This window comes from Cognatundibacterium crateris, from assembly GCF_010078235.1.
In the GTDB taxonomy this organism is placed as follows: Bacteria; Pseudomonadota; Gammaproteobacteria; order Burkholderiales; family Burkholderiaceae_D; genus Undibacterium; species Undibacterium crateris.
In genome coordinates this window covers 278,724-302,568 of sequence record NZ_JAABOS010000005.1, presented here as the reverse complement: position 1 = coordinate 302,568, position 23,845 = coordinate 278,724, and the positions used below count along the sequence as shown (strand labels likewise).

19 protein-coding genes are annotated in these 23,845 nt (G+C 52.3%); 3 read left to right on the top strand and 16 right to left on the bottom strand.

The window, feature by feature from the left end; all coding sequences use genetic code 11:
• Window positions 1-652: 652 nt before the first annotated feature.
• The 7 genes from EYB48_RS12040 to EYB48_RS12010 all read right to left on the bottom strand — a co-directional run bounded on the left by EYB48_RS12040 (window position 653) and on the right by EYB48_RS12010 (window position 12,497).
• The gene (locus EYB48_RS12040) at window positions 653-931 is read right to left on the bottom strand and encodes a hypothetical protein (RefSeq protein WP_162020589.1); all 279 of its coding nucleotides are present in this window, start codon (window positions 929-931) and stop codon (window positions 653-655) included.
• Between the two features lie 7 nt (window positions 932-938).
• The gene (locus EYB48_RS12035; RefSeq protein WP_162020588.1) at window positions 939-1,784 is read right to left on the bottom strand and encodes a DUF6348 family protein; all 846 of its coding nucleotides are present in this window, start codon (window positions 1,782-1,784) and stop codon (window positions 939-941) included.
• Window positions 1,785-1,933: 149 nt separating this feature from the next.
• On the bottom strand, window positions 1,934-3,796 hold the full coding sequence (locus EYB48_RS12030) for a glucokinase (RefSeq protein WP_162020587.1): 1,863 nt from the start codon (window positions 3,794-3,796) through the stop codon (window positions 1,934-1,936).
• A 139-nt stretch (window positions 3,797-3,935) separates the two neighbouring features.
• Window positions 3,936-6,386 carry a glycoside hydrolase family 31 protein gene (locus EYB48_RS12025; protein WP_162020586.1) on the bottom strand — a complete coding sequence of 817 codons (2,451 nt, stop codon included), beginning with the start codon at window positions 6,384-6,386 and terminating at the stop codon, window positions 3,936-3,938.
• 38 nt (window positions 6,387-6,424) lie between these two features.
• Window positions 6,425-8,179: an alpha-amylase family glycosyl hydrolase gene (locus tag EYB48_RS12020; RefSeq protein ID WP_162020585.1), complete on the bottom strand. Its 1,755-nt coding sequence runs from the start codon at window positions 8,177-8,179 to the stop codon at window positions 6,425-6,427.
• A gap of 116 nt (window positions 8,180-8,295) precedes the next feature.
• Window positions 8,296-9,615, bottom strand: a complete 1,320-nt coding sequence (locus tag EYB48_RS12015; RefSeq protein WP_162020584.1) for an MFS transporter — start codon at window positions 9,613-9,615, stop codon at window positions 8,296-8,298.
• A 197-nt stretch (window positions 9,616-9,812) separates the two neighbouring features.
• Window positions 9,813-12,497: a TonB-dependent receptor gene (locus tag EYB48_RS12010; RefSeq protein ID WP_235935079.1), complete on the bottom strand. Its 2,685-nt coding sequence runs from the start codon at window positions 12,495-12,497 to the stop codon at window positions 9,813-9,815.
• 588 nt (window positions 12,498-13,085) lie between these two features.
• On the opposite strand from EYB48_RS12010, the gene EYB48_RS12005 reads away from it, so the two are divergent.
• A complete protein-coding gene (locus tag EYB48_RS12005) occupies window positions 13,086-13,454 on the top strand; it encodes a hypothetical protein (protein ID WP_162020583.1) in 369 nt (122 codons plus the stop codon).
• 85 nt (window positions 13,455-13,539) lie between these two features.
• On the opposite strand, the gene lnt is transcribed toward EYB48_RS12005, so the two are convergent.
• The 7 genes from lnt to EYB48_RS11970 form a co-directional block, all read right to left on the bottom strand.
• Window positions 13,540-15,120, bottom strand: a complete 1,581-nt coding sequence (gene lnt, locus EYB48_RS12000) for an apolipoprotein N-acyltransferase (protein WP_162020582.1) — start codon at window positions 15,118-15,120, stop codon at window positions 13,540-13,542.
• Entirely contained in the window at window positions 15,113-15,991 is an 879-nt protein-coding gene (locus EYB48_RS11995; protein WP_162020581.1) for an HlyC/CorC family transporter, read from the bottom strand. The genes lnt and EYB48_RS11995 overlap by 8 nt, the downstream gene beginning before the upstream one ends.
• 144 nt (window positions 15,992-16,135) lie before the next feature.
• Entirely contained in the window at window positions 16,136-17,035 is a 900-nt protein-coding gene (locus EYB48_RS11990; protein ID WP_162020580.1) for an ion channel, read from the bottom strand.
• A gap of 6 nt (window positions 17,036-17,041) precedes the next feature.
• Window positions 17,042-17,509 (bottom strand): rRNA maturation RNase YbeY, encoded by a 468-nt coding sequence (gene ybeY, locus EYB48_RS11985; RefSeq protein WP_162020579.1) that lies wholly within the window; start codon window positions 17,507-17,509, stop codon window positions 17,042-17,044.
• The gene (locus EYB48_RS11980; protein ID WP_202927765.1) at window positions 17,487-18,617 is read right to left on the bottom strand and encodes a PhoH family protein; all 1,131 of its coding nucleotides are present in this window, start codon (window positions 18,615-18,617) and stop codon (window positions 17,487-17,489) included. The genes ybeY and EYB48_RS11980 overlap by 23 nt, the downstream gene beginning before the upstream one ends.
• Window positions 18,614-19,960, bottom strand: a complete 1,347-nt coding sequence (gene miaB, locus EYB48_RS11975; protein WP_162020578.1) for a tRNA (N6-isopentenyl adenosine(37)-C2)-methylthiotransferase MiaB — start codon at window positions 19,958-19,960, stop codon at window positions 18,614-18,616. The genes EYB48_RS11980 and miaB overlap by 4 nt, the downstream gene beginning before the upstream one ends.
• A gap of 204 nt (window positions 19,961-20,164) precedes the next feature.
• Window positions 20,165-20,551: a hypothetical protein gene (locus EYB48_RS11970; RefSeq protein WP_162020577.1), complete on the bottom strand. Its 387-nt coding sequence runs from the start codon at window positions 20,549-20,551 to the stop codon at window positions 20,165-20,167.
• Window positions 20,552-20,731: 180 nt separating this feature from the next.
• On the opposite strand from EYB48_RS11970, the gene EYB48_RS11965 reads away from it, so the two are divergent.
• Window positions 20,732-21,238 (top strand): flavin reductase family protein, encoded by a 507-nt coding sequence (locus EYB48_RS11965; RefSeq protein WP_162020576.1) that lies wholly within the window; start codon window positions 20,732-20,734, stop codon window positions 21,236-21,238.
• A gap of 7 nt (window positions 21,239-21,245) precedes the next feature.
• On the top strand, window positions 21,246-21,500 hold the full coding sequence (locus EYB48_RS11960) for a SemiSWEET transporter (RefSeq protein ID WP_162020575.1): 255 nt from the start codon (window positions 21,246-21,248) through the stop codon (window positions 21,498-21,500).
• A 26-nt stretch (window positions 21,501-21,526) separates the two neighbouring features.
• Here EYB48_RS11960 and EYB48_RS11955 read toward each other — a convergent pair whose 3' ends face one another.
• Both EYB48_RS11955 and EYB48_RS11950 read right to left on the bottom strand, forming a co-directional pair.
• Window positions 21,527-22,561 (bottom strand): L-threonylcarbamoyladenylate synthase, encoded by a 1,035-nt coding sequence (locus tag EYB48_RS11955; protein WP_162020574.1) that lies wholly within the window; start codon window positions 22,559-22,561, stop codon window positions 21,527-21,529.
• Window positions 22,558-23,766, bottom strand: a complete 1,209-nt coding sequence (locus EYB48_RS11950; protein ID WP_162020573.1) for a 5-(carboxyamino)imidazole ribonucleotide synthase — start codon at window positions 23,764-23,766, stop codon at window positions 22,558-22,560. The genes EYB48_RS11955 and EYB48_RS11950 overlap by 4 nt, the downstream gene beginning before the upstream one ends.
• Window positions 23,767-23,845 lie beyond the last annotated feature (79 nt).

Genomic DNA, 23,845 nt, shown 5'->3' with positions numbered 1-23,845 from the left:
TCGGTATGGTTGGGAATGAGCAGTTTATGAAGTAAAAGGTCCTCACCCCCGGCATGCATCGCTATGCAAGCCAGACGGATCAAAAAAAGGCAGGGATACCCCTGCCTTTTTTCTTACCTGCGCATTCAGTGTTTTAAACGTTTTAAATCTTTAAATCTTTAAACCTTTAAACCTTTAAACCTTTAAACCTTTAAACACAGAGACACAGAGACACAGAGACACAGAGACACAGAGACACAGAGACACAGAGACACAGAGACACAGAGACACAGAGACACAGAGACACAGAGACACAGAGACACAGAGACACAGAGACACAGAGACACAGAGACACCGAGAAAGACGTAAGAAAGTAAAGTAGATCAAACGACTTTTCCTGCTTTGCTTTGCTCTGTGTCCTCTGTGCTATCTCCGTGTCTCTGTGTTGAACGCTTTTCAGGTTTTAAGCCTGTAACCTTTAAACCTTTAAACACAGAGACACAGAGACACAGAGAAAGACGTAAGAAAGTAAAGTAGATCAAACTACTTTTCCTGCTTTGCTTTTCTCTGTGTCCTCTGTGCTATCTCCGTGTCTCTGTGTTAAACGCTGTTAAGGTTTTAAGGTCTTAAACGCTTTTAAATACCTTAACACCGCCACCAATGATGCCGAGTTTTACAAAGGGCGGTGTTCATCGCCGCGTTTGGTGGCCAGGGTGCGACGCACCATTAAGGCTAACAATATCAAGCCACAAACAGCAACGATGGCGGGTGCAAACCAGCGTAAGGCAAAGTCCACCCTGCTTTGCATCGCTACTGATAAGCCTTCATACCATAGCAAAGCCGCTGGCCCGGCGTGATTCACGATCCAAAACGGCGCCAGTATCAATAAGGCAGTCAACACAATTGCTGCAACGATAGCTATCATGCGGCTCAAGATAAAAACTGGATTCATAGGAGACTCACTTAGTTTGATCCTCTGACGCTTGCACAGACTGCGATTTCTGATGAATGCTATTCTGCGCAGAACGCACAAGCACATATTGCTTACGGAACTCCAACCCACGCTGCGGCCATTTTTCGGCGTACGCCGTCAGCAAAGGCAGAGCAGCTGGGAAATCCTCACCATTCACACGGCAATCTGCATTCAATTGTCCATGCTGATCACGCGAGACAAACAAGCGTATGCCAAGCAGGCGCTCTGTTTGCAGCACATCATGAAAAGCTTCCATCGTCTCCGTCATCAGGCAGCACGGGCAAAATGGATGGTCTTCCTTTTTCTTTTCAGGCAGCGTGGCCAGATGCGCGACCGGTCCGAGTATGATCTGGCGGTAGCGTGCAGCAGCACTCTCACCAGCGGCGGTATTGAGTTCGATCACCGCACATTGTTGTGGATAATCGACTACGGCCTCTTCCAGCGCCACTAAATCCATATTGATCCAGTTCTGTATGCCTTCGCTCAGCGCGCTGCTTTCATCTTTCCCTAACGCGTGCTGATACTCAGTGATACCTTCAGGGAAAAACTCAGTATGCCAGACAGTAATACGGGTGGCGGTTTTCACCCGCTCCGGCCCCAGTTCTTTCTTTTCCAGTGCCTGTATGCTGAGGCAAAGTCCACTGGGCAGACGTACAAATCCAGGTCCTTCTTCTGCCAGCCGTTGATGCTGATTCAATACCGCGATCAGCAAGGACGTCAGCACAGGATCACTGGCTGTAACGCCGGCCGGCAAACTCGCGGCTACCGGCACAGGCGAGGAAGAGAACCACTGATTTTTCAGTGTCTGCACAGACTTCAGAAAAGACTTCATAAAAAACAATCGCAAAAAAGGAAGAAGTGCCAATGAATATGCGCTCAGCTATGCTGGCGCTGGCCAAGTGACTGAAAGCGTATGAACTGCAGTTGTGTCTTGGCACAGACCGCATTGTAAGGTCTGTGCCAGCGAATGAACAGCGAGACTCAGCTGTCGAGGTGGGAAATGAGCAAATGGCTTAGACGGGAAGCCTCGCGCGCGCGCGCCTCAGCCGGATGAGTGCCAACGTCCATAGACAAACCAACAGCCAGAATATCGATCAACAGTAACTGCAGTATGCGGGATATCATGGACAGGAAAGTCGCATTGTCTTCGGTATGATTCACCGCCAGGCAAACGCTGGCCAGCCGTGCCAGCGGCGACTGATGCGGGGCAATCGCAATCACATCAGCACCGGCGGCCAATGCAGCTTCGGCAGCGTGCAGCAACTCAGGTAATTTACCGGAATTCGATACCACGATCACCACATCGCCGGGATTCAGTAATTCAGCCGCCATGCTAAATAAATGGGCATCGCCATAACTGGCAGTAGGAATGCGGAAGCGGAAAAATTTATGTTGTCCATCCAGTGCCACCGCGCGCGAGTTACCAACTGCGTAAAATTCAATTTTATTCGCTTTTCTGAGCAGACTGATGGCACGGTCTATCGCATGCACCTCCAGCTGATCGCGGAAATTCAATATCGCCGATACGGTATTATCAATCACCTTGGCACTCAGATCATGCGTGCTGTCGCTACGCCGGACCTGGCTGTGTCGCACCGGGATAGTGCCAGTCAGACTGCTGGCAAATTTGAGTTTAAAGTCTGCCAGTCCGGTGAAGCCCAGCGAACGGCAGAAGCGGATCACAGTAGGCTGACTCACATCGGCCAGCCGCGCGATCTCAGCGATCGCCTCATTCAAGACTGTGCGTGGATTTTCCAGCACCAGCTTGGCAACCCGGCGTTCCGCTGGTGTCAGTTCGGTCTGGATTTGCTGTATGCGATCCATGAGTGAGCTGTCACCACTGCGCCCACGCAAATGCTCGGACAAAATCGCTGACACGCCATAAAAAGCCGGATTCGGTGTGGTGATGACGTAAGTCGGTATCTGCCCCAGATATGTGCTGAAGCGTCCTTTGGCTTCGAAACGGGAACGGAAAGGGGATTCAGCAAAATAGCCGACCATCTGTGGCACGATGCCGCCACCGATATAAATGCCACCAAAGGCACCCAGCGTCACTGCCAGATTGGCGCTGAAGCTGCCTAACATCGCGCAGAAACATTCTATCGCTTCCAGCGCCAGCGCTTCTTTTTCCTGCAAAGCCTGGCGCATGATTTCCTGCGCCGCCAGCGGTTCGGCCTGACGCTGATGACGATCCGCCAGCGCCATATAAATCAGTTCCAGTCCGGGTCCGGAAATCAGGCGCTCGGCAGATACATGCGGCCACTCTTTCCACGCGTATTGCAAAATCGCATATTCACGCTCGTCGCAAGGTGCGAAATTGACGTGGCCACCTTCAGAACCTAATGTCACAAAACCGTCGGAAGTCGGAATCAGACCAGACACACCCAGGCCAGTACCCGGACCGAGCACGCCTATCACAGACTTAGCGACTGGCTGACCACCCCCTATCTGTTGCACATCTGCCGGCTGCAGCCCAGGCAGCGACATCGCCAGCGCTGTAAAGTCATTCACAATCAACAGCGTGTACAAGCCGAATTCACGGCGTACTGCTTCGATAGAAAACGACCAGGCGCGATTGGTCATGCGGATATCATCGCCATCGATAGGATTGGCAATCGCAAAGGCTGCATGGTGTATACGCCGCCCTTCATGTTCGCTCAGGTAAGCCTGTAATAAGGGCACGATGCCGCTGAAATCATCACATTTCAGTACCCGCACCGCTTCGAACACGCCGGGTGCAGTTTCGAGTGTGAAACGTGCATGGGTCGCGCCTATGTCGGCGAGTAATCGTGGGCCGCCGGAAAATCCGGCGCTGGCTACATCTGCAATTGCGTTGTCGGTCATGTCCAGGCTTGCTTGTTCATTCTGCGCGCTATCATGCGCTATTTTCTTAAGCGGGTCACCGTGGCGTGTGCGCTCAGACTCAGCACGGCACAAGGGTGACGAAATTTCCTGCAATTTACCACAGCGTCAGCGACGCTGACTAATTTTCAGCTTCTGCCCACAGCACTTGCATGCGTAATTGCTGTCTGGCTTTCCATGCCAGGTCCACGCTTAACGCCTGCTTCTGTGCATCCCAGGTAAACGCGACATCTTGCTGATTCAGCTTTACAGACTGCGGACGTTGCTTCATCTGATGCACCACCAGACGCCAGCTTCTGTCCTTAGCCACATACTGCTTACCATATTCGTGATCGAAAGACAGGGTCAACTGTTTTTGCCGGGTTTGCAGTACCTGCTGCTTTTGCGCGCGGAAACGCATAAAGGCATAAGCGCGGGACTCGTAGGCATTCGCAGTTAATCCATCATCGTCATACAGCATGCCTTCGCTTACTGTCTGCTCCTCGTCATAGTAGTAATGCAGATCCAGCTTACTCACATCAAATTGTGCGGTGTTTTGCAAGCCCTGCACCTGTGGAATCCAGGCACCGGCGCGCACAAACACCGGTATCCGGTCCGCTTGCAAAGAGACTGCTGCACGACTGCCAGCCGCGTAACGCTGACCTGTATAAAAATCCAGCCAGGGTCCGTTTTTCGGAAAATAGATTTCTGCCTGTTTCTGGCCCGCCTGAAGCACAGGATGTACCAGGAAATCATTGCCCCAGAAATAGCTGCTGGCGTCCGCTAGCAAGGCTGGATTGGCTGGCTCGGCAAAGAATAAAGGACGCATCAGTGGCAAGCCGCGCTGATGATTCAAAAAGCTCAGTGTGTAGTTATACGGCAGCAATTGATAACGCAATTCTATCGCGGCCTTTGCCAATGCTTTTGCATGTGCGGAACGCAGCACCGGCTCAGAGGCGACTTCTTCCTGCGCATGGGGCCGGAACACTGGCTGAAACACACCATACTGCAACCAGCGCGCATATAACTCATCATCCAGATTCGCACCGGCAAAACCACCCAGATCGGAATGCATATATGCCATACCCTGCATACCCATCTGTAAGGCGATCTCAGGTTGCGAACGCAAGCCACCCCAGGTCCGGTTCACATCGCCTGACCACGGTATCATGCCATAGTGCTGAGACCCGGAATAACCGGCACGCATCAGGATAAATGGACGCTCATTGGGGTAGTGTTTCTGGTATCCCTGCGCAATCAGTTTTGCCCACTCATGACCATAAATATTGTGTACCTGATCGGCGCTGCCGGTCTTGTGCTGCACATGGGATGGATGTACTTCCGGCTCACCGAGATCGCCCCACCATCCGCTTACGCCCTGCTTCTTCAAGCCGGCATAGATATTCCAGAACCAGTCTTTGGCGACCGGATCGAACACATCGATCAGGCCGGTATGGCCGAAATAAAAATCATAAGTCGCCGCCTTGCCGTGCGCATCAGTAGCCAGGATGCGCTGCTCGGTCGCCTCTTTCCAGCGCTTGGATGTGGTGAGGATAAATGGCTCGGTGATCAGGATAGTTTTCACGCCCTGTTTGGCAAAATCTGCCATCATTTTTTCGGGCTGAGGAAAGCTGTCACGATCGAAGGCCAGATTGCCCATCGTTCCTTTGACTTCTTTCCCAAACCAGAACAAATCGAAAATAATCGCGTCCAGCGGGATGGCCTCAGCCTTAAATTTTTGCACTATCGTGCGCGCTTCCTGCTCGCTATGATAGCCAAAGCGACTCGCGAAATTGCCCAGTACCCAGCGTGCCGGCAGCGGCTGCTTACCGGTCAGCGTGGTGTAGGTGGCGATCAGATTCTCCCACTGATCAGCCGCAAAAATCTGGTAAGTCTGGCGACCACCATTCGCCTCAAATGCCAGGCGATTATTCTTTTGACTGTCGAGGTCCAGAAAGCCGGTACTGGCATTATCAAAATGGATGCCGTATAACTTCGATGAATACACCAGCGGCATAGCAAAATTCATTTGCTCTGAACGCTCTTCATAGCCATAGTGCGCCTTGTTATACAGCGGCAGACGATGACCACGCCGGTTCATACCCAGCGCACGTGCGCCAGCACCATACAGCACCTCATCCTGACTGATATTGAAATCGACGACTTGCGCGGCACCGGCCTGGTAGAAGCCTTGCTGTTCAGAGAGTAAGGGCCGGTCTTTATAAAAGTAACTGACCTGATATGGCGATTTACTGATTTTGAGCAGCATATCACCGGCCCGGAATTCTATCTGCTCCTTATCCTGCCGCAAACGCACAGGCACCTGTAAAGGCTTCATCACTACCGCATGCGATGGCGGTGGCGAAGCTGCATCCTGAGGAGTAAAACTGGTTTCGATCAGATTCGCTGCATAAGGCCGGAACTGCACCACACCATCGTTCAGGCGCAACTCTAAAACAGATTCTTTCTGCACCACATCCTGCACGCTGCGCTGCGCATTCTGGGCATAGGCAGCAGGTATCAAGGCCGCCGCGAGTAAGGTGCTGATCCATATTGTATAGAGGCCGTGTGACTGACGGAAAGCGCTAGACATACGATGATTTTTAGACTGGCTACTGATAGTGAATTTCATCATTGATCCTGTGCGATAAGCGCGACAATGCCTGCGCGCGGCAAACTGACTTTGCCATCTTTGACGATAGCAGAGTGTCCGGTATAGCTGTCTTTGACCCGGCTGCCATCGGCGAACACAGGTGCGACGGTGATGCTGACGGGCTGCGCGGCTGGCAGGTCGAGTGCGATCACCACCTGATCCTGCCAGTCAGCCTGCTGCAAAATTCTGGAAAACGTATAGGGCTGAGTCGCCAGTTGCTGATGCTGACCCGCACCTATAGCCGGATGCAGTTGGCGGAAACGACCCAGCTTTTGCCAATGCCGCAGTATCTCTTGCACATGGCTATTCTGTACCCGGCGATTTTTTTTCAAATCATCCCAATTCATCATAGAACGCAGTTTGGCATCGCCATTCGCATGTGCCACCTGCAAGTCGCGCGCGGTTTCATCACCGTAGTAAATCTGTGCCGCTCCCGGACTCAGCAATAAGCGCGTACCCGCTGCAATTGCTTGCTGCCGGAGCGGATCAAAAGGCTGGCCATCATCGTGGGAACTGATGTAATTCAAGACCGAATATGGTTTGAGCGGTCCATGCAATTGACGCGCATAAGATGAAAACAGAGTTTCATAATCCGCTTTCGCGTCGGACTTAAAACCAAAATTAATCAGGCTGTCGAAACCATACTGAAAGTAATTGATCTGACTGCCACCATCCATACGGAATTGCTGCCCCTGCTGCAAGCTGTAGCCGTACACTTCTGCCGTCATGTAAAACGGTTCATCAAAATAGACCTTGGCAGGATTGCTGCGTTTCCAGTCGCTGTGCGCTTCACTCGCGAGTGTCTTCAGCTCCTTCCATAATTCCGGCTCTGTGTGTTTGACAGTATCTGCACGAAAGCCATCGATGCCAAAACGGCGCACCCAGTCGGTATGCCATTTCATCAGGTAATAGCGCGGTGCACGAGGCAATCCGGTACGTGCAAAGAAAGCATCGAGTTCACGCACTTCCTGCTCGTAGCGCCCTTCTGCCTTCCATTTTTCAGCGAGTACCGGCGGCAGTGGCACATCAGTACTGACTTCGGTTTTCAGATCGGGCAAGCCCTTCACCAAGGCACAGGCTACGGTAGTCGGCACATCCTGATAAGTACACACCGGGTCTAATCTGATCCAGCTGTCGGCCCACAAGGCATCCTTTTCAGTCGCCGGGCCAGTATGATTCATCACCACGTCCAGCAATATCCGTATACCGTGTTTGTGCGCGGTGTCGACCAGTTCACGCAAATCCTGCTCGCTCCCCAGACTCGCATCAAGGCGGGTGAAATCTTTGGCCCAATAGCCATGAAAACCATACGAGCGGCCGCTACCCTCATCGGTTGCGCCATGCACCTGTTCTACCGGCGGCGTAATCCAGAGTGCATTCACACCCAGGGCATTGAAATAGCCCTCTTTGATTTTTCGGGTCACACCTGCCAGATCGCCACCCATGAAAGAACGCAAAGCAGCGCCATCGGCCTGACGTCCATAGGCATGATCGTTGCGCGGATTGGCATTCAAAAAACGATCAGTCAGTAAAAAATAGACCGTCGCATTGGCCCATAAAAAGCGCGCTGCCTGTTGTTGTGCATGGGATTTTGCAGAGCGGATCGCAGTAGCCGTAGCGGAGTACGTTTGTGCTTGTTGTTGCGTATGTTGCGGCGCTTGTTGTGGCTGAGACTGAGACTGGGCCAAGCCACAGCCAGGTAAGCTCAGCAATCCGGCCAGGGCTGCATTCATTACATACTTCATTTTAGCTTTCACTCCATAACACGGGCCAAGCGCCACTGTGCTGCCAAGCCCAGCCAGTAGAGGCTGGGGGCAAAGTAGTTTTTCTTTAACGAATAGGAAGCGGTTTATGCGGCAGCTTCTTCTTTAATCATCAGGCTCAGCAAACCGGCAACGATCATGCAGGCACCACCCAGCATCAGAGTTTTGACGGTCTGGCCGCCAAACCAGTGACGGGTCACCCAACCCAGCAATAAGCCACTCACAATTTGCGGGATCACGATGAAGAAGTTGAACACTCCCATGTAATAGCCCATTTTTTCTTGTGGCAAAGAAGACGCCAGCAAAGCATAAGGCATCGTGAGTATGCTGGCCCACGCCAGTCCCATGCCCAGCATAGGCAGCAATAACCATAGTTGTGTATGGATGAAGTAGATACTGATCAGCCCGGCTCCACCTGCCAGCAGACACAGCATGTGGACTAATTTTTTACTGCTGCGTTTCGCCAGTACCGGTAATAAAAACGCCGCAAGCGCAGACACGCCGTTATAGACCGCAAACATGGTACCTACCCAATTACCCGCTTCCTGAAAACTGGAGGATTGCGAATTCGTGGTCGCAAAAATATGTTCTGCAATTGCGGTGGTGGTGTAGATCCACATCGCGAACAAAGCGATCCAGGTAAAGAATTGTACGACCGCCAGCTTGATCATGGTCTCAGGCATATGCATGAAACCGGATACCATTTCACGCACGGCTGCCGCTATACCCTTGCTGGCAGCACGTTGCTGCTCAAACTTTTGCATATCCTGCGGTGGCAATTCCTCACTGCTAATCACCGTCCACAGCACAGCCAGAAAATAAATACTGCCACCGGCGTAAAACGAGTATCTGACGGTATCCGGTATGCCACCATCCAATGAAACATTACTCACGCCCATGACATCTGAAAAAAATGTAGGCAACAGCGAGGCAATCACGGCGCCGCAACCGATGAAGAAGGTTTGCATCGCAAATCCCGCGGTTTGCTGTGATGGTGCCAGCTTATCGCCGACGAAGGCACGGAATGGCTCCATAGAGACATTAATCGCCGCATCCATCAGCCATAAGACCACAACCGCCATCCAGATTGCGCTGGCATGTGGCATCGCTAATAAGGCAAATGATGCAAGCAAGGCACCGATAAAGAAAAAGGGACGGCGCCGGCCCCAGGTCGGATGCCAGGTACGGTCGCTCAGATAGCCGATTATCGGCTGCACCAGCAAACCGGTCACCGGTGCTGCGAGCCAGAATAAAGGCAGGTCATCAGGCAGCGCGCCCAGGGTAGAGAAAATGCGGCTGGTGTTCGCATTTTGCAGAGCGAATCCAAACTGGATACCAAAAAAACCAAAACTCATATTCCACAACTGCCAGAACGACAGCGTGGGTTTATTGACGATACTTTGCATCTGTTTGTCCCCGCCTGAATAAGAAATGCTCCAATTCACGAAACCGCTACAGTTTCGCCTCATGAAGTCTGATTATGACTGGCTTACTCTTGCCATTCCAGCAGATATGCTAAGTCTGCATACAGTGCCGCAGCATATCTCAAAAAAAGCCCTTCTCAGCCTGAGCTGCAGAAGGGCTTTCAATAACAAGACAAAAATTACATCTTATAGTTGATGCCAACGAACATCTGGCGGCCATATTTTTGATAGCCACGTGGACGATCAGGCGAGCCAGAGTAAGTCTGGAATGCAGTATCGGTCAGATTATTCACCTGGAATAAGAGCGAAGCACCTTTCGCGAAACCGCTGCTGAAGTCATAGCCCAATTGCAGATCAACGACAGTATCCGCCTTCACAAAAGTCAGCTCATTCTGACCACCTGGGCCACCGATTTCGCCAACGAAATCGCTGCGACGACGCTGGCTGATACGGGCAGAGTAACCATCTTTCTCATAGTAAGCAGTCAGGTTAGCGACATTTTTAGACAAGCCTGGCAGAGGTACACTTTGACTGCCAAAACGCTGATCTTTAATCGAAATCGCGCTATTGGTCAGCGACAGATTCGCAGTCACACCAAAGCCATCCAGCATAGGCGAAACCAGATCCAATGGTAAAGATACTGCCAATTCCAGTCCCTGCAACTTACCGCCCTGACCATTGATAGGCTGCGTGAAAGTACCGGTATTGGTTGTCGCACCAGGGATATTCATGGCAGAGAAATCGTAAGGTGTGGTCTGTTTGTAGATATACGATTTCAATTGCTTGTGGAATACCGCAGCGGAGACATAAGCCTTCTTACCGAAGTATTTTTCGTAAGACAGATCGACATAATCTGCTTTCCACGGATCGAGTTTGGCATTACCACCATTGCCGCTAGGGGTACCGGTTTTACCGTTAGACAAACCGACTTCGCGTGCAGCATTCAACTCGTCCAGCTTGGCGCGTGCTATCGATTTACCGATACCAAAGCGGACGATTTGCTCGCCAGGGAAAGTCGCGGCCAGATTCAGACTAGGCAATACGTCGGTATACACCTTACCATCCGTGATCGGTACCAGCGCAGCGATAGGCCAGGACAGCAAGGCATTCGATGTCGACGACTGATCGGTACGGACTACCTGCACACCAAAGTTACCTGCGACCGGAATGCTGGAGACTTCGGTATCCAGATTCAGTTTGGCATAGCCGGTAGTGACCTTCTCAGTCAGCGACCAGTTCTTCGTTGCCCCCCAAGGATTCAATACCACAGCGTTATATGGACCGAAATTTCCTGCTAAAACTGCCGGAATATTCCAGCTCAGCGTGTTTGGCATATTCAGGAAGCTCAGGTCCTGAGGGCCGTTCAAGACGCTGGAAGAAAATGAACCATCGCCTATCTTATCAAAGCCGGTTTCAAGATGTTCTTTGGATTTATCGCGCTTGGAGTAATTCACACCAACTTCAGCACTGGAAATCATGCCGTCGTTAAAATCACGACGCGCACTGAGGCGGAAAGAATTCAGCTTGTCGTTGAGCGAAGGTACGTTCACATAACCATCGCCGAATTTACCGCCAATCTTGATCGCAGCCGGATCAGACAAACTATCAGAGAAAGTGAAAGTCGGAATATCACGGCCATTTGCGTAGTTGTAGCTGATATTGCCCGCTGCGCGACCAGAGTTAATTTCGATCAGTTTTTCTTTGATTTTTGCTGAGGAGTGGCTGATGTCAGCTACCAGTGTCCATTGATCCAGCGTGAATTTATTATTCCAGCCAAAGGCAGTGATCTCACTCTCTTTAGTAAAGGAATTATTACGGATCACCGGACTCGCGTTAATCGTACCAGCGACTGCCAGACCGTTGACCACATTCAGGTTAGAGAAGCTGGCACCGGACCAGCTTTCAAACGGTACTTCAAAACCACGACGCACTTCATCCTGCTTTAACTCAGAATGGTAAGCATCAAAAGTTGATGTGAAGGTTTTGGATGGACGCCATTCGACCACACCGATTAAACCATCACGTTTGGAATTGCCTGTGATCGCCAGGGCTTTAATACCTTGCGGGGCTTTCACGCCATCGGGTACGCCTTTATTGCCTTCTACCCAGTTCCAGGTTTCGAAGAAATTGTTCACATTCGGTTTATCGCTATGCGCAAAGCCCAGTGCCACACCAACGGTACGGTTTGCAAACTGGTCGATATAGGAGGCGCTGACACGATTACCGGTGTTAGGTGCACCCGGGCTTTCGCTGCCCAGGGAATTACGCTCACCACGTACATTCACAGCAATGGTACGACCTGCAAAGGCCAAAGGTTTCACGGTCTGCAGATCGACTGTGCCGGACAAACCCTGTCCAACCAGAGAAGGATCAGCTGTTTTATAGACAGTCACGCCGCTGATCAGCTCGGATGGATACTGATCATATTCAACTACGCGGCTGGCACTGGTAGATACTTGTTCACGGCCATTCAGCGTCACAGTGGATAAATCACCGGATGTACCACGGATACTGATTTGCTGTGCCTGACCATTCACGCGTTGTGCTGACAAGCCAGGCAGACGGGCAATCGATTCTGCAATACTGGTGTCTGGCAATTTACCGATATCTTCTGCGGAGATTGCCTCAACAATCGCGTTGGAATTCTTTTTCACGCTGATCGCGTCTTCGATACCTTTACGGATACCGGTCACAACCACGGTCGTTGACTTGGCATCGGCGGCTGGCTTATCCGCTTTGGCTTCCTGCGCATGTGCCAGATTGGACATACTCATGACCAATACGCCGCAAGCGATTGCGACCGGGCTTAACTGAAAGCGCTGCGCAGCCTGAGCCTGCACGCGCTGTTGCATTTGTTGCTTCATCTGATTGTCCCCTCACTCTTATATAAAACCACACTTTTGAGCTGCACTGTATCTACCACTTTACTAACCAGAACCCTACGTTCCGGAAACGATTTTGTACTAAAACTAGATTCAGTGTCAAACGAAGACTACATACAACTACAGAAATTTGACCGATAACAGTGCGCACAACCTAAATCAATGCCCATAGATGTTGCAACGAGCCCACAAATAGCGCAGATGTTTTGTAGTTATACTACTTTTTGTAGCATAACTACTTTTTGAATTTTCTTTGCACCAAGACCAGTCCCGGCCAAACCAGAGATCATCACTAAAATTCACAGGTCGCACGGAGCCGCTTGCAGCAGCATCCGGAAAAGAATCCGGCTTAACTGCTGCCAAGCAAAGCAGATCACTGCCCGCATGTGCTATATTCAGACCCCTGATTTAGCAGCATGAACAGCAGTACTGACACCTGGCAGGGCAAGAATGCGAAGCACAGAGCCAATAGCTCTGCAAAAAACACGCCCGCAAGCTCTGCGATTCCCTGCCACCCATCCGTCAGGCGTGCGCACCAGTTACCGCAAACTCCAAAGAAAGACCCGTACTATGAATCACAAATTGAGCATTGATGAATTCGATGCGCTCGAGCAGGTTAGTCTGCTCGGCAAGCATGGAAAGCCCAGTGTCTGCGTCAACCGTAACGCAAAAAAATTATCCGGCATTAAATTGATTGCATTTCGCAAGGATGGCAGTCTGGAATTAACTGAAATCGGACGCCAGACCCTGTTTATCAAACAATGCATCGATGGCTTACGCGCTATCGCCAAAGGCGAAGAAGTCAAATTGCCGAATGCGATCATTAACTTCCTGAGCAAAAAAGCGCATGTGCAGTTAAACCCTGAAACCCAACAACTGGAAATCACCCAGCGTGGCCGCGAATGCCTGGAAGATATAGAGCAACAACAGGCTGGCTGAAGCAAATTGACATAGCATGGCTTCAGATGCAAAAAAGGCACTCATAAGAGTGCCTTTTTGATTCCGCTCAGCCAGTTTCCAGCTGTTAGTGCCCACGTGGACGTGATACCACCGCCAGCAGGATGAGGAGCAAAGCCACGCCCAGCGCCAAACCATTTCCGAACCGGATATAAGGTGTGACACCCTGCATACCTTGCACCGTCCCCTGCAATACCGCTTGCTGCTGGTAAGGCAGTTGCTGCCTTACCAGAGCCGAAGCATCGATAATTACGGTAGCGCCGGTATTGGTGGCGCTGATTAAAGGCCGCCCGGTTTCCAGTACCCGCATCTGCGCGAACTGCAAATGCTGGGGCATGGCGATCGAGTCGCCATACCAGGCCAGATTTGAGACATTCAGCAAAATACTGGGTACCGCCTCGCTGGCTGCATGACGCGCACGAATCTGCTCAGCAATTTCCTCACCAAACAGGCTTTCATAGCAAATATCGGGCATCACAAACTGATCCTTGACTGCCATCGGCATTTGATACAAACCCGCACCGGAGAAATCACCAATGGGGATATGCATCAGCTTTACAAACCAACGGAAGCCGAAGGGGATAAATTCACCGAAGGGCAGCAAATGATGTTTATCGTAACGGTAGGCGCGTGCCTTATATTGCGGCGAAAAACCAAGCAGGCTGTTTGAATACTTATCAGCCGCATCCTGCACACCCAGGCCCAGCAAAACCGTGCTGCCACTCTCCTGGGCAAACGCATTGATACGCGGCAGATAGTCTTCAGGCAGCATAGACGACAAGGTCGGCAAGGCCGTTTCCGGCGTCGCGATCAAATCTGCGGGCGCAGCGGTAATCATGTCGAAATACAGGCGCAGAGAATCATTCAGACGTTCTTGCTGAAACTTCAGATCCTGATCGACATTCCCCTGCAATAATCTGACTTGCAAAGGCTGGCCCTGAGCCTGCGTCCATCTCACCTCATGCAATGCCGCGCCGGACAACAATAAGACAGCAATACCAGCCAGTGCAGCCCAACGCGCGCGCCGACTCACAGCGGGCAACAAGGTAGTTGCCAACAGTGCCGCTAACATGGCAGCCAGCAAACTCAGACCATAAACGCCCGCCACTGGCGCATACGCAGCCAGCGGACTATTAGTGTGCGCATAACCGGCAATCGCCCAGGGAAAGCCGGTAAACATCCAGCCTTTGCACCATTCCGTCAGCATCCAGACTGCCGGAAAAATACTCAGCAAAATTTGCAAACGACTTAAAGCAAAACGGCGACGCAAATAGAGCGAGAACGCAGCAAAAGCCGCGCTATACAGAGACAGGAAAAGAGTTAAAACGATCAGCGCGAGTACGGCCAGCGGCCAGGGCATGCCACCATAACGCGACATCGCTATCACCAGCCAGCTGATGCTAGTCGTCAGCCAGGCAAAGCTGTACAGGCCAGACTGGAGCATGACACGACGATAGCTCTGCTGTTCCGGCGCCGGTGCCAGCAGCACGACGAACAACAGCGCCATACCCAGCGTCTGTATTTGCCAGAAGCCGTAAGGCTCAAATGCAAATACATTCAATCCGCCTGCGATGAGCAACAACAAATTCAGTTTCCAGCTGCGGCAGGATGTCAGCCAGGTGGTGGCTGCGGCAACCGCTTTATTCATCCTCATCCGTCCGTGGCCTTTGTTCTACCTGCACAATCTGTACCTGACGTGCATCGGCACGCAAGACTTCGAAATGCAGATTGGCGAGTGTAAACTCATCGCCCTTGTGTGGCACCTCGCCCAGATGACCCGCCAGGAATTCAGCCAGACTATCGGTCTCAGGTCCGGCCAGACGTACACCTAATACGCTATTGAATTGTCCGATCTCTGTGACACCCTTAACCCGCCAGCGCTTACCATTACCTTTGTTTTCCAGCGCCAGGATGTTGTCTTCTTCTTCCTCGAAATCGTACTCATCCTCGATATCGCCTACGATTTGCTCCAGCACATCTTCAATCGTAATCAGACCGGAAACGCCACCGTATTCATCCACCACCATGGCCATGTGATTGCGATTGGCCCGGAAATCACGCAGCAAGACATTCAGACGTTTCGATTCCGGGATGTAAATGACGGGGCGCAGCATGTCTCGCACATCGAACGCGTCTTCAGCGTAATAGCGCAATAAGTCTTTGGCGAGCAGGATGCCTATCACTTTTTCATCATCGTCATCGATGGCGGGGAAGCGGGAGTGCGCAGTTGCCAGCACTTCAGGCATCCATTCATCGATAGGCTTGGAAATGTCGATCACGTCCATCTGAGCCCGTGGCACCATGATGTCGCGGGCAGACAAATCGGATACCTGAAACACGCCCTCTATCATTGCCAGTGCATCGGCATCGATCAGGTTGCGCTCCTGGGCTTCAGTCAGAACTTCTAACAGTTCCGCACGATTTTCTGGTTCGGGAGAAATTAAGGCGGTCAATCGTTCAAAAAGTGACCGGTGAGGTTTAAGGTCAGCTGATCTGACCTTGCTAGAGTGCTCTTGCATAGGAGGCTTAACGCCGTTGTTTCAATCCTACAGAATACAACAAATAGAGCGGAATCCAAAATTATCCTGCAGATTCATGTTGCATCTATTGCATCTATTGCAAATATGCACTTCCGCTGTCATTCACAAGGCAGCGTGCAGCACTCATTGACCAGCTTGCGCTACCTCAGAAATGGCTACGCTCTCATGAAAGTGTTGGTAATGCAGATGAGCTACCGTACCCTGATAATTCAAGACATCCACATAACGATGATTCCAGCGAATTTCCTGTACCGGATAATACTGGCGTGCACGTTGCATTTGATGAGTAGTTTCATCCACGCCTTCGATGGTGAGTATAAATGCAGTATTCACGTCTTTGAGTTGCTCTGGCGTCTTACCGTATAGAGGACTATCCGCATCTATCACATGGATAATCGTCCAGCCCAGACTGAACATGGGATGCTGATCACGTTCCAGCCTGAGATCAGTCAGCTTACGGAATTTGCCCATGCTGCTGGTTTCTTCATCTTGTAGCATGCGCAATTTAGCCGATGCTTCACTGATGATATTCAGGCGTGCATTCGCTATCCTGAACAGAAGCAATTTCTGTCCATCTGCTTCATGAGAAACCGGATGATTGACGAACAGGATGCTCGCGCGCGGACGTGAAAAGCGGGCAAACATCACCCCCGTGATCAAAGCGACGCTGGCCATCCCGACAAAAATTTCTGTCGTCGACACCCAGTGCGCATACACGGTTTGCGGATGCATATCTCCATAGCCGACGGTCGCAAGGGTTTCCACGCTAAAGAAAAAAGCACCCAGAAAATTATCCGGCGCCATATTCGCTATCGGATGCTCGCCCAGCATGTAGAGACTGGCGAAAATCAGATTGAAACTCAGAAAAACCAGTGCCGCCGCCAGAAAAAACTGTGGCCAGCTGGACGTCATCGCATAGTAGTAAATATCCTGCCAGTAGTGGCGCTCCATACCAAACACCACCACATCGCGACCGCCCATCGTAATGCGCTGACCGTAGTGTCGCTGCCAGGGAAATTGCATACAGGCTTACTCCTGATAAGGATTGGCTAAACCCAGCGCCGCGAGGATTTCAATTTCCAGCGCTTCCATCTCTTCCGCTTCTTCGTCAACTTCGTGATCATAGCCCTGCGCATGCAAGACGCCATGCACAATCAGATGCTGTGCATGATCGACTACCGCTTTGCCCTGTTCCGCGGCTTCACGCTGCAAGACATCGGTACACAAAATGATGTCAGCCTGAGTCACTTCGGCATCCTGATCTTCGGTGTAGGCAAAGGTCAGTACATTGGTCGCATAGTCTTTGCCGCGGTAATCGCGATTCAGCACTTGTCCTTCTTCGGCATCGACAAAACGCAGGTTCAGCTCTGCCGGGAAAAACAAAGCAGCCTGCACCGTTTTTCTGAGCAGCGGCCTTGGCAGAACGTCCTGCAGTCTGGCATCTGCGTACTGCACGGATAAAGTCAGTTTAGGTTTAGCTGGATTTTTTACGGCCATGATGTGAGGTACTGAGTGTGGAAGTAGAGGCAGAACTGCCGGTTTTAAACATGCCAAGTGCAGCCTGGTGGGCTGCGCTGTGCTCGCTGGCGGCTTCATAGGCATCGACGATGCGGCCTACCAGCGGGTGCCGCACAATGTCGGCGCTGGTGAACTGGGTGTAGGCGATGCCGCGCACCTCTTTCAGCACATGGCAGGCATCCATCAAGCCACTGCGCTGTCCGCGCTGCAAATCCACCTGAGAAGGATCGCCGGTCACCACCGCTTTACTGCCGAAGCCTATGCGGGTCAGGAACATCTTCATCTGCTCCGGCGTGGTGTTTTGTGCCTCATCCAAAATGATGAACGCGTGGTTCAGGGTGCGGCCACGCATATACGCAAGCGGCGCGATTTCTATCACTTGTTTTTCAAACAGCTTCTGCGTGCGGTCGAAACCCAGTAAGTCGTACAGCGCGTCATACAAAGGACGCAGGTAGGGATCGACTTTCTGCGCCAGATCCCCCGGCAGAAAACCCAGCCGCTCACCGGCCTCTACAGCCGGACGTGTCAGGATAATGCGTTTGACAGCATCACGCTCCAGCGCATCAACCGCACAGGCAACCGCAAGATAAGTCTTACCGGTTCCGGCCGGGCCGATACCAAAGGTGATGTCGTGCTCTAAGATCGATTTCAGATAGTAATTCTGCAGCGGGGTACGCCCGCGCAAATCGGAGCGGCGGGTTTTCAGCAGCGGACTTTCAATCTCACTGACATCCGGTGGTGTCAGCGGTAAAGCCGCCGCACCAGCCGGGATCGGGCTGACCAGCTCGGGTTTGTCTGCGCTCTGGGCCTGATGTTGGCGAGCACGTTGCTCCACCAGCGCCAGTTGCACCTCGTCGATAGACACAGGCTTTTTCGCCATTGCATAAAAATGCTCCAGCAAAGCCAGCGCACGCTCGCCCTGATGCCCGCTGATAATGAATTTCTCACCACGGCGGAATATCGTCACATCCAGCGCCGCAGATAACTGACGCAGATTTTCATCGAGCGGACCGCACAGGTTCGCCAGCCGGTTATTATCCAGCGGCTGAGGAACAAAATGCGTAACCGGCACAGGCGTTTTTATCATGATGCAGCCGCATCCTTCGCATCGATGAGTTCGCCGCGCAGCGAATAGTTATACGACTCCGTGATACGGGTGTCTACCAGGGTACCGATCAGGCTGGCAGGACCAGGGAAATTCACGACGCGATTGTTTTCAGTACGGCCCTGCAACTCGGCTGGGTTCTTCACAGAACGGCCATCGACCAGGATGCGCTGCACGGTGCCTATCATGGCGTTGCTGTATTTTTTGGTATTCGCATCAATCACTGCCTGCAGATGCTGCAAACGGCGCAATTTCAATTCCTGCGGCGTATCGTCAGCCAGATTCGCCGCTGGCGTGCCTGGACGCGGACTGAAAATAAAGCTGAAGCTGTTATCGAAGCCTACATCCTCAATCAGCTTCATCAAGGCATTGAAATCCTCGTCCGTCTCGCCCGGGAAACCAACGATGAAATCGGAAGATACTGCAATATCCGGACGCACCTGCTTCAGACGACGCAGCACCGATTTGTATTCCAGCGCCGTATAACCGCGCTTCATAGCGGACAGGATACGGTCAGAACCATGCTGAGCTGGCAAATACAAATGATTCACCAGTTTAGGCACTTTGGCATAGCAATCAATCAGACGCTGGGTGAATTCCTTAGGATGGCTGGTCACAAAGCGTATGCGTTCAATTTCCGGGAATTCAGCGATGTATTCGATCAGCAAGGCAAAGTCGGCGATCTCGCCATCTTCCATCACGCCGCGATACGCATTCACATTCTGCCCCAGCAATGAGATTTCTTTCACGCCCTGCGCCGCGAGACCGGCCACTTCGGCCAGCACATCTTCAAAACGACGTGATACTTCTTCACCACGGGTATAAGGAACGACGCAGTAACTGCAATACTTACTGCATCCTTCCATGATAGACACATAGGCGGTCGCGCCTTCTATCTTGGCTGGTGGCAGGTGATCAAATTTTTCGATTTCAGGGAAACTGATATCTACTTGCGAGCGGCCGGAATGGCGGCGTGCATCGATCAGTTGCGGTAAGCGGTGCAGCGTCTGTGGGCCAAATACCACGTCGACATAGGGGGCGCGTTTAATGATGGCTTCGCCTTCCTGCGACGCCACACAGCCGCCAACACCGATCAGCAAGTCAGGATTTTTCTTTTTCAGCTCGCGCAGACGCCCTAGGTCGGAAAACACTTTTTCCGAGGCTTTTTCGCGCACGCTGCAGGTATTGAGCAGAATCACATCCGCATCTTCCGGCGTGTCGGTTTTGACTAAACCTTCAGAGACATTCAATACATCCGCCATTTTGTCTGAGTCATACTCATTCATCTGGCAGCCAAAGGTTTTAATAAATACTTTTTTTTGCATTATCTACTTCTACTATTTTGAAAATTTAAGCAAAACTATGAAACGGAAGTTTGCGCTTCAGTCATCCACTGACAGCAAGTTCGCCACCTCGCCCGGCTCACCGGAACAATGACAGCACAGGATTTCGTGCTTACAGCAGCGCGTCTGTACTGCCAGCCACTTAAGCCTCACAGCATAAGCATCGCCGTGCCGGGGGCGAGCTATTTACTTTATTTCCGGATTTTTAAACGGCATCGGAGCCCAGACTTCCGGTTTAGGCAAAACTTTAGGCATTTCCGCTGTCGTCAGTATCCAGACCTTATCAATATCACCCATGGTGTTTTCGGTGTAATTGACGATGATTTTGGGCGCATCCAGCGTGGAAGGCAGTACCAGCAGATTCTCATTATTAAAAATCCTGGCACCTGGCGACAAAAAACGCGCTTTGCCATCCAGCCGTATATCCGGATAACGTGACATATCGAGCAAGCCGCGCTTGGTTCCGGGCGGGAACTGACGCTCCGTCGTCATTTGCGCAAAGGCGCTGGCACCCCAGAAAAGCAGGCATACTAACAATCCCAGGCGTCCAGCCAGGCTGCTTAGTGTCTTCATATCATTCAACCTGTCAGTATTTAAAAAAAACCAAACAAATCAACCACTTAAAGTCCGGATCAGGAATCCGTCAAGGGCGCAAGTTTAACACAGTGCCGCCGTCTGAACAGGAAAGCAGTATCGACTTCTACGAATGCAGGGAAATCTGGGATAATGTCTCAAAAAAGCCATGGACTCCCAATGCACACCCGCGCTCCGCGCGCTGAAAAGCGCGAATTCGATACCCGCCATTTCCGCCAGGCCCTGTCTCAGTTCGCGACAGGCGTGACCGTCATTACAACCCGCCTCGCGGATGGTCAGTTTTTAGGGCTGACTGCCAGCTCCTTCAACTCGGTTTCGCTGGACCCGCCCCTGATCCTCTGGAGTCTGGGCAATGCGGCCAACAGCATGCCTGTTTTCAGCGGCAATTCTCACTATGTAGTAAATGTCTTGTCAGCCGACCAAGGATGGCTGGCGGAACAGTTTGCCAGCAAAAAGACAGATCGTTTTGAAGGCGTGGAATTCAGCTTATCGCGTACCGGACACCCTATCCTCAAAGGTGCCTCTGCCTGGTTTGAATGCCATAACCGCAGCCGCTATCCCGAAGGCGATCATGTGATTTTTGTCGGCGAAGTCGAGCATTGCGAATTTACCCCACAAGCCCCGCTGGTTTATCATTCCGGTCAATTTATTCAGACCCTGCCGTAATAAGTCTATGCAAACTTCCGACATCATCGGCTACATCGCAGCCGTACTGACGACTGCTGCCTTCGTTCCTCAAGCCTGGATGACCTGGCGCTGCAAACGCGCAGAAGGCGTTTCGCTGAGCATGTATGTGATTTTCATCGGCGGTATTCTGATGTGGCTCACCTACGGCATACTGCTATCAGCCTGGCCAGTAATCATCGCCAATATCGTGACGCTGATGCTTGCGTCCTTCATCCTGGCGATGAAACTGATTTACAAATAAGCTGGCAACTTACCCGCTCAACTCACTCAGGCCAGCATTCGTGCGAGCACATCGCGCGAATCGAAAGCTGCACGGCGCAGCCTGTCGTTCACGCCCTGCCAATCCTGCTCTTGCGGTAAAGCCTCGACCAGAATCAGGTCAGCCTGCGCATGATCCAGCTCACGCAATCCGGCATACAGATCATGCGCATATGACACAGGATCTGCGGGCAGATGACGCCAGGCCTGAGTCTGTATCGCAGGATGCGCCTGGTAGCTCATCAGCGCAATCTGTTTGCCAGCAGCCTGCAACCGGGTTACTACCTGATCCAGCTCATCCGCCCTGACCTGCACCACTGGTGTGTGCGGCGCATAATGTGCGTCCAGCGTGCCGGAAGCACGTGGTGCAGCAGCATCAGGACTGGCCACCGGCATCTGCATGACTTGCTCTAACTGGGCTGCGCTGATATGCCCCGGACGCAGCAAGACTGGCCCGTGTGTGCTCAACCGGCTCAGATCAACGATGGTCGATTCAATACCAACGTCACTCTGACCACCATCGAGCACGGCAGCAATCAGTCCGCCAGGACTCAGTTCCTGGGTAAATTCTTCCATCACATGTTCAGCCATGGTCGGGCTGACATGACCGAATTTATTGGCTGAGGGGGCTGCCAGACCACCACGCCCACCTTTGAAAGCACGCAGCAATTCCTGCGCCACAGGATGCGATGGGCAACGTATGCCCACGGTGTCCTGTCCGCCGGACACCGCATCCGGTATATGCGCAGCACGCTTCAGGATCAGGGTCAGCGGACCAGGCCAGAAAGCGGCGATCAATTGCTGCGCCTGCTCGGGAATCTGCTGTGCCCAGTAAGAAATATCGGCACCGGGCGCCACATGCACGATCACGGGATGATTGGAGGGACGGCCTTTGGCTTCATAAATGCGCGCCACGGCATCCGGATTTTCGGCATCGGCACCGAGGCCATACACGGTCTCGGTCGGGAACGCGACCAGCAAGCCGCTCTCTAAGGCTTCTGCTGCTTCAGCAATCGCGCAAGGGGTACAAGCTACAGCTTTCATGCGGACTCCGGCGCTGCTATTCCGAGGATGACGCAGGCACTGCGCAGATTGGCTCTGGCCAGTTCCATGCTGGATGCGACAAAAGTGACATGCCCCATCTTACGCGCACGGCGCGCTTCAGCCTTGCCATACAAATGCAGATGCGCACCTGGGATGGCGAGTATCTGATCCCAGGCGGGCTCACGTTGCTGTTCGCCATCAAACCAGACATCACCGAGTATATTCAGCATGGCAGCCGCTGAATGCTGACGCACACTGCCCAACGGCAGTTGGGCCAGCGCGCGGACTTGCTGTTCAAACTGGCTGGTATCACAGGCATCCATAGTGTAATGGCCGCTGTTATGCGGACGCGGCGCCATTTCATTGACGACGATAGAGCCATCAGTCAATACAAAGAACTCGATACACAATACGCCCACATAGCCCAGCTCGGCAATGATATCCAGGGCCGCTTTCTGGGCCTGGCGCGCGACTTCCGGCGATACATTCGGGCTAGGCGCGAGTGTGGTGAACAGGATGCCATCGCGGTGTACATTTTCAGCGATAGGATAGACCACCGCTTCGCCATCGACGCCACGTGCAACCAGCACTGACACTTCATACGCCAGCGGCAGCATTTTTTCGAGCACACAATGTCCCTGCATCAGCGCATAAGCTGTATGCAATTCCTCGCGATTGCGCACGCGCACCTGGCCCTTGCCGTCATAGCCCATGCGTGTTGTCTTCAGAATGCCTGGTAACAAATCGTCTTTCACACTCTTCAGATCGTCTTCTGAGGCGATGCCCCAGTGCGGTGCCGGATACACACCGGTATGCAGGCCACAACGGGTGAAGAAATGCTTTTCCGCCAGACGGTCTTGTGCGATCGACACACAGGCTGCAGCGGGTGCGACGAAGCCGCCGGTCGCCAGCAGTTTCAGGCTGTCCGCCGGTACATTTTCAAATTCGGTGGTGACACGCGGTGCCAGTCTGGACAACAAGGCCAGACCTTGTTCGTCGTCATACGCCAGTTGCACGTGGTGTTCTGCCACTTGCGCCGCAGGACAAGCCGCTTCGGGCTCCAGCACGGCGACCTGATAACCCATCGCCTGCGCCGCGTGGGCAAACATACGGCCCAACTGACCACCACCCAATATGCCCAGTCGGCTTGCTGCGGTATTCGGTAACAGCGGCTGGCGCGGCTGATCTTGTTTGTCGATATTCATGATGTCTTACTGAAAATGAAAAGGAATAGCGCTGAAGCTTTAGCGTGGCGACCAGGCAAGGCTGCTATACCTTTGCGCT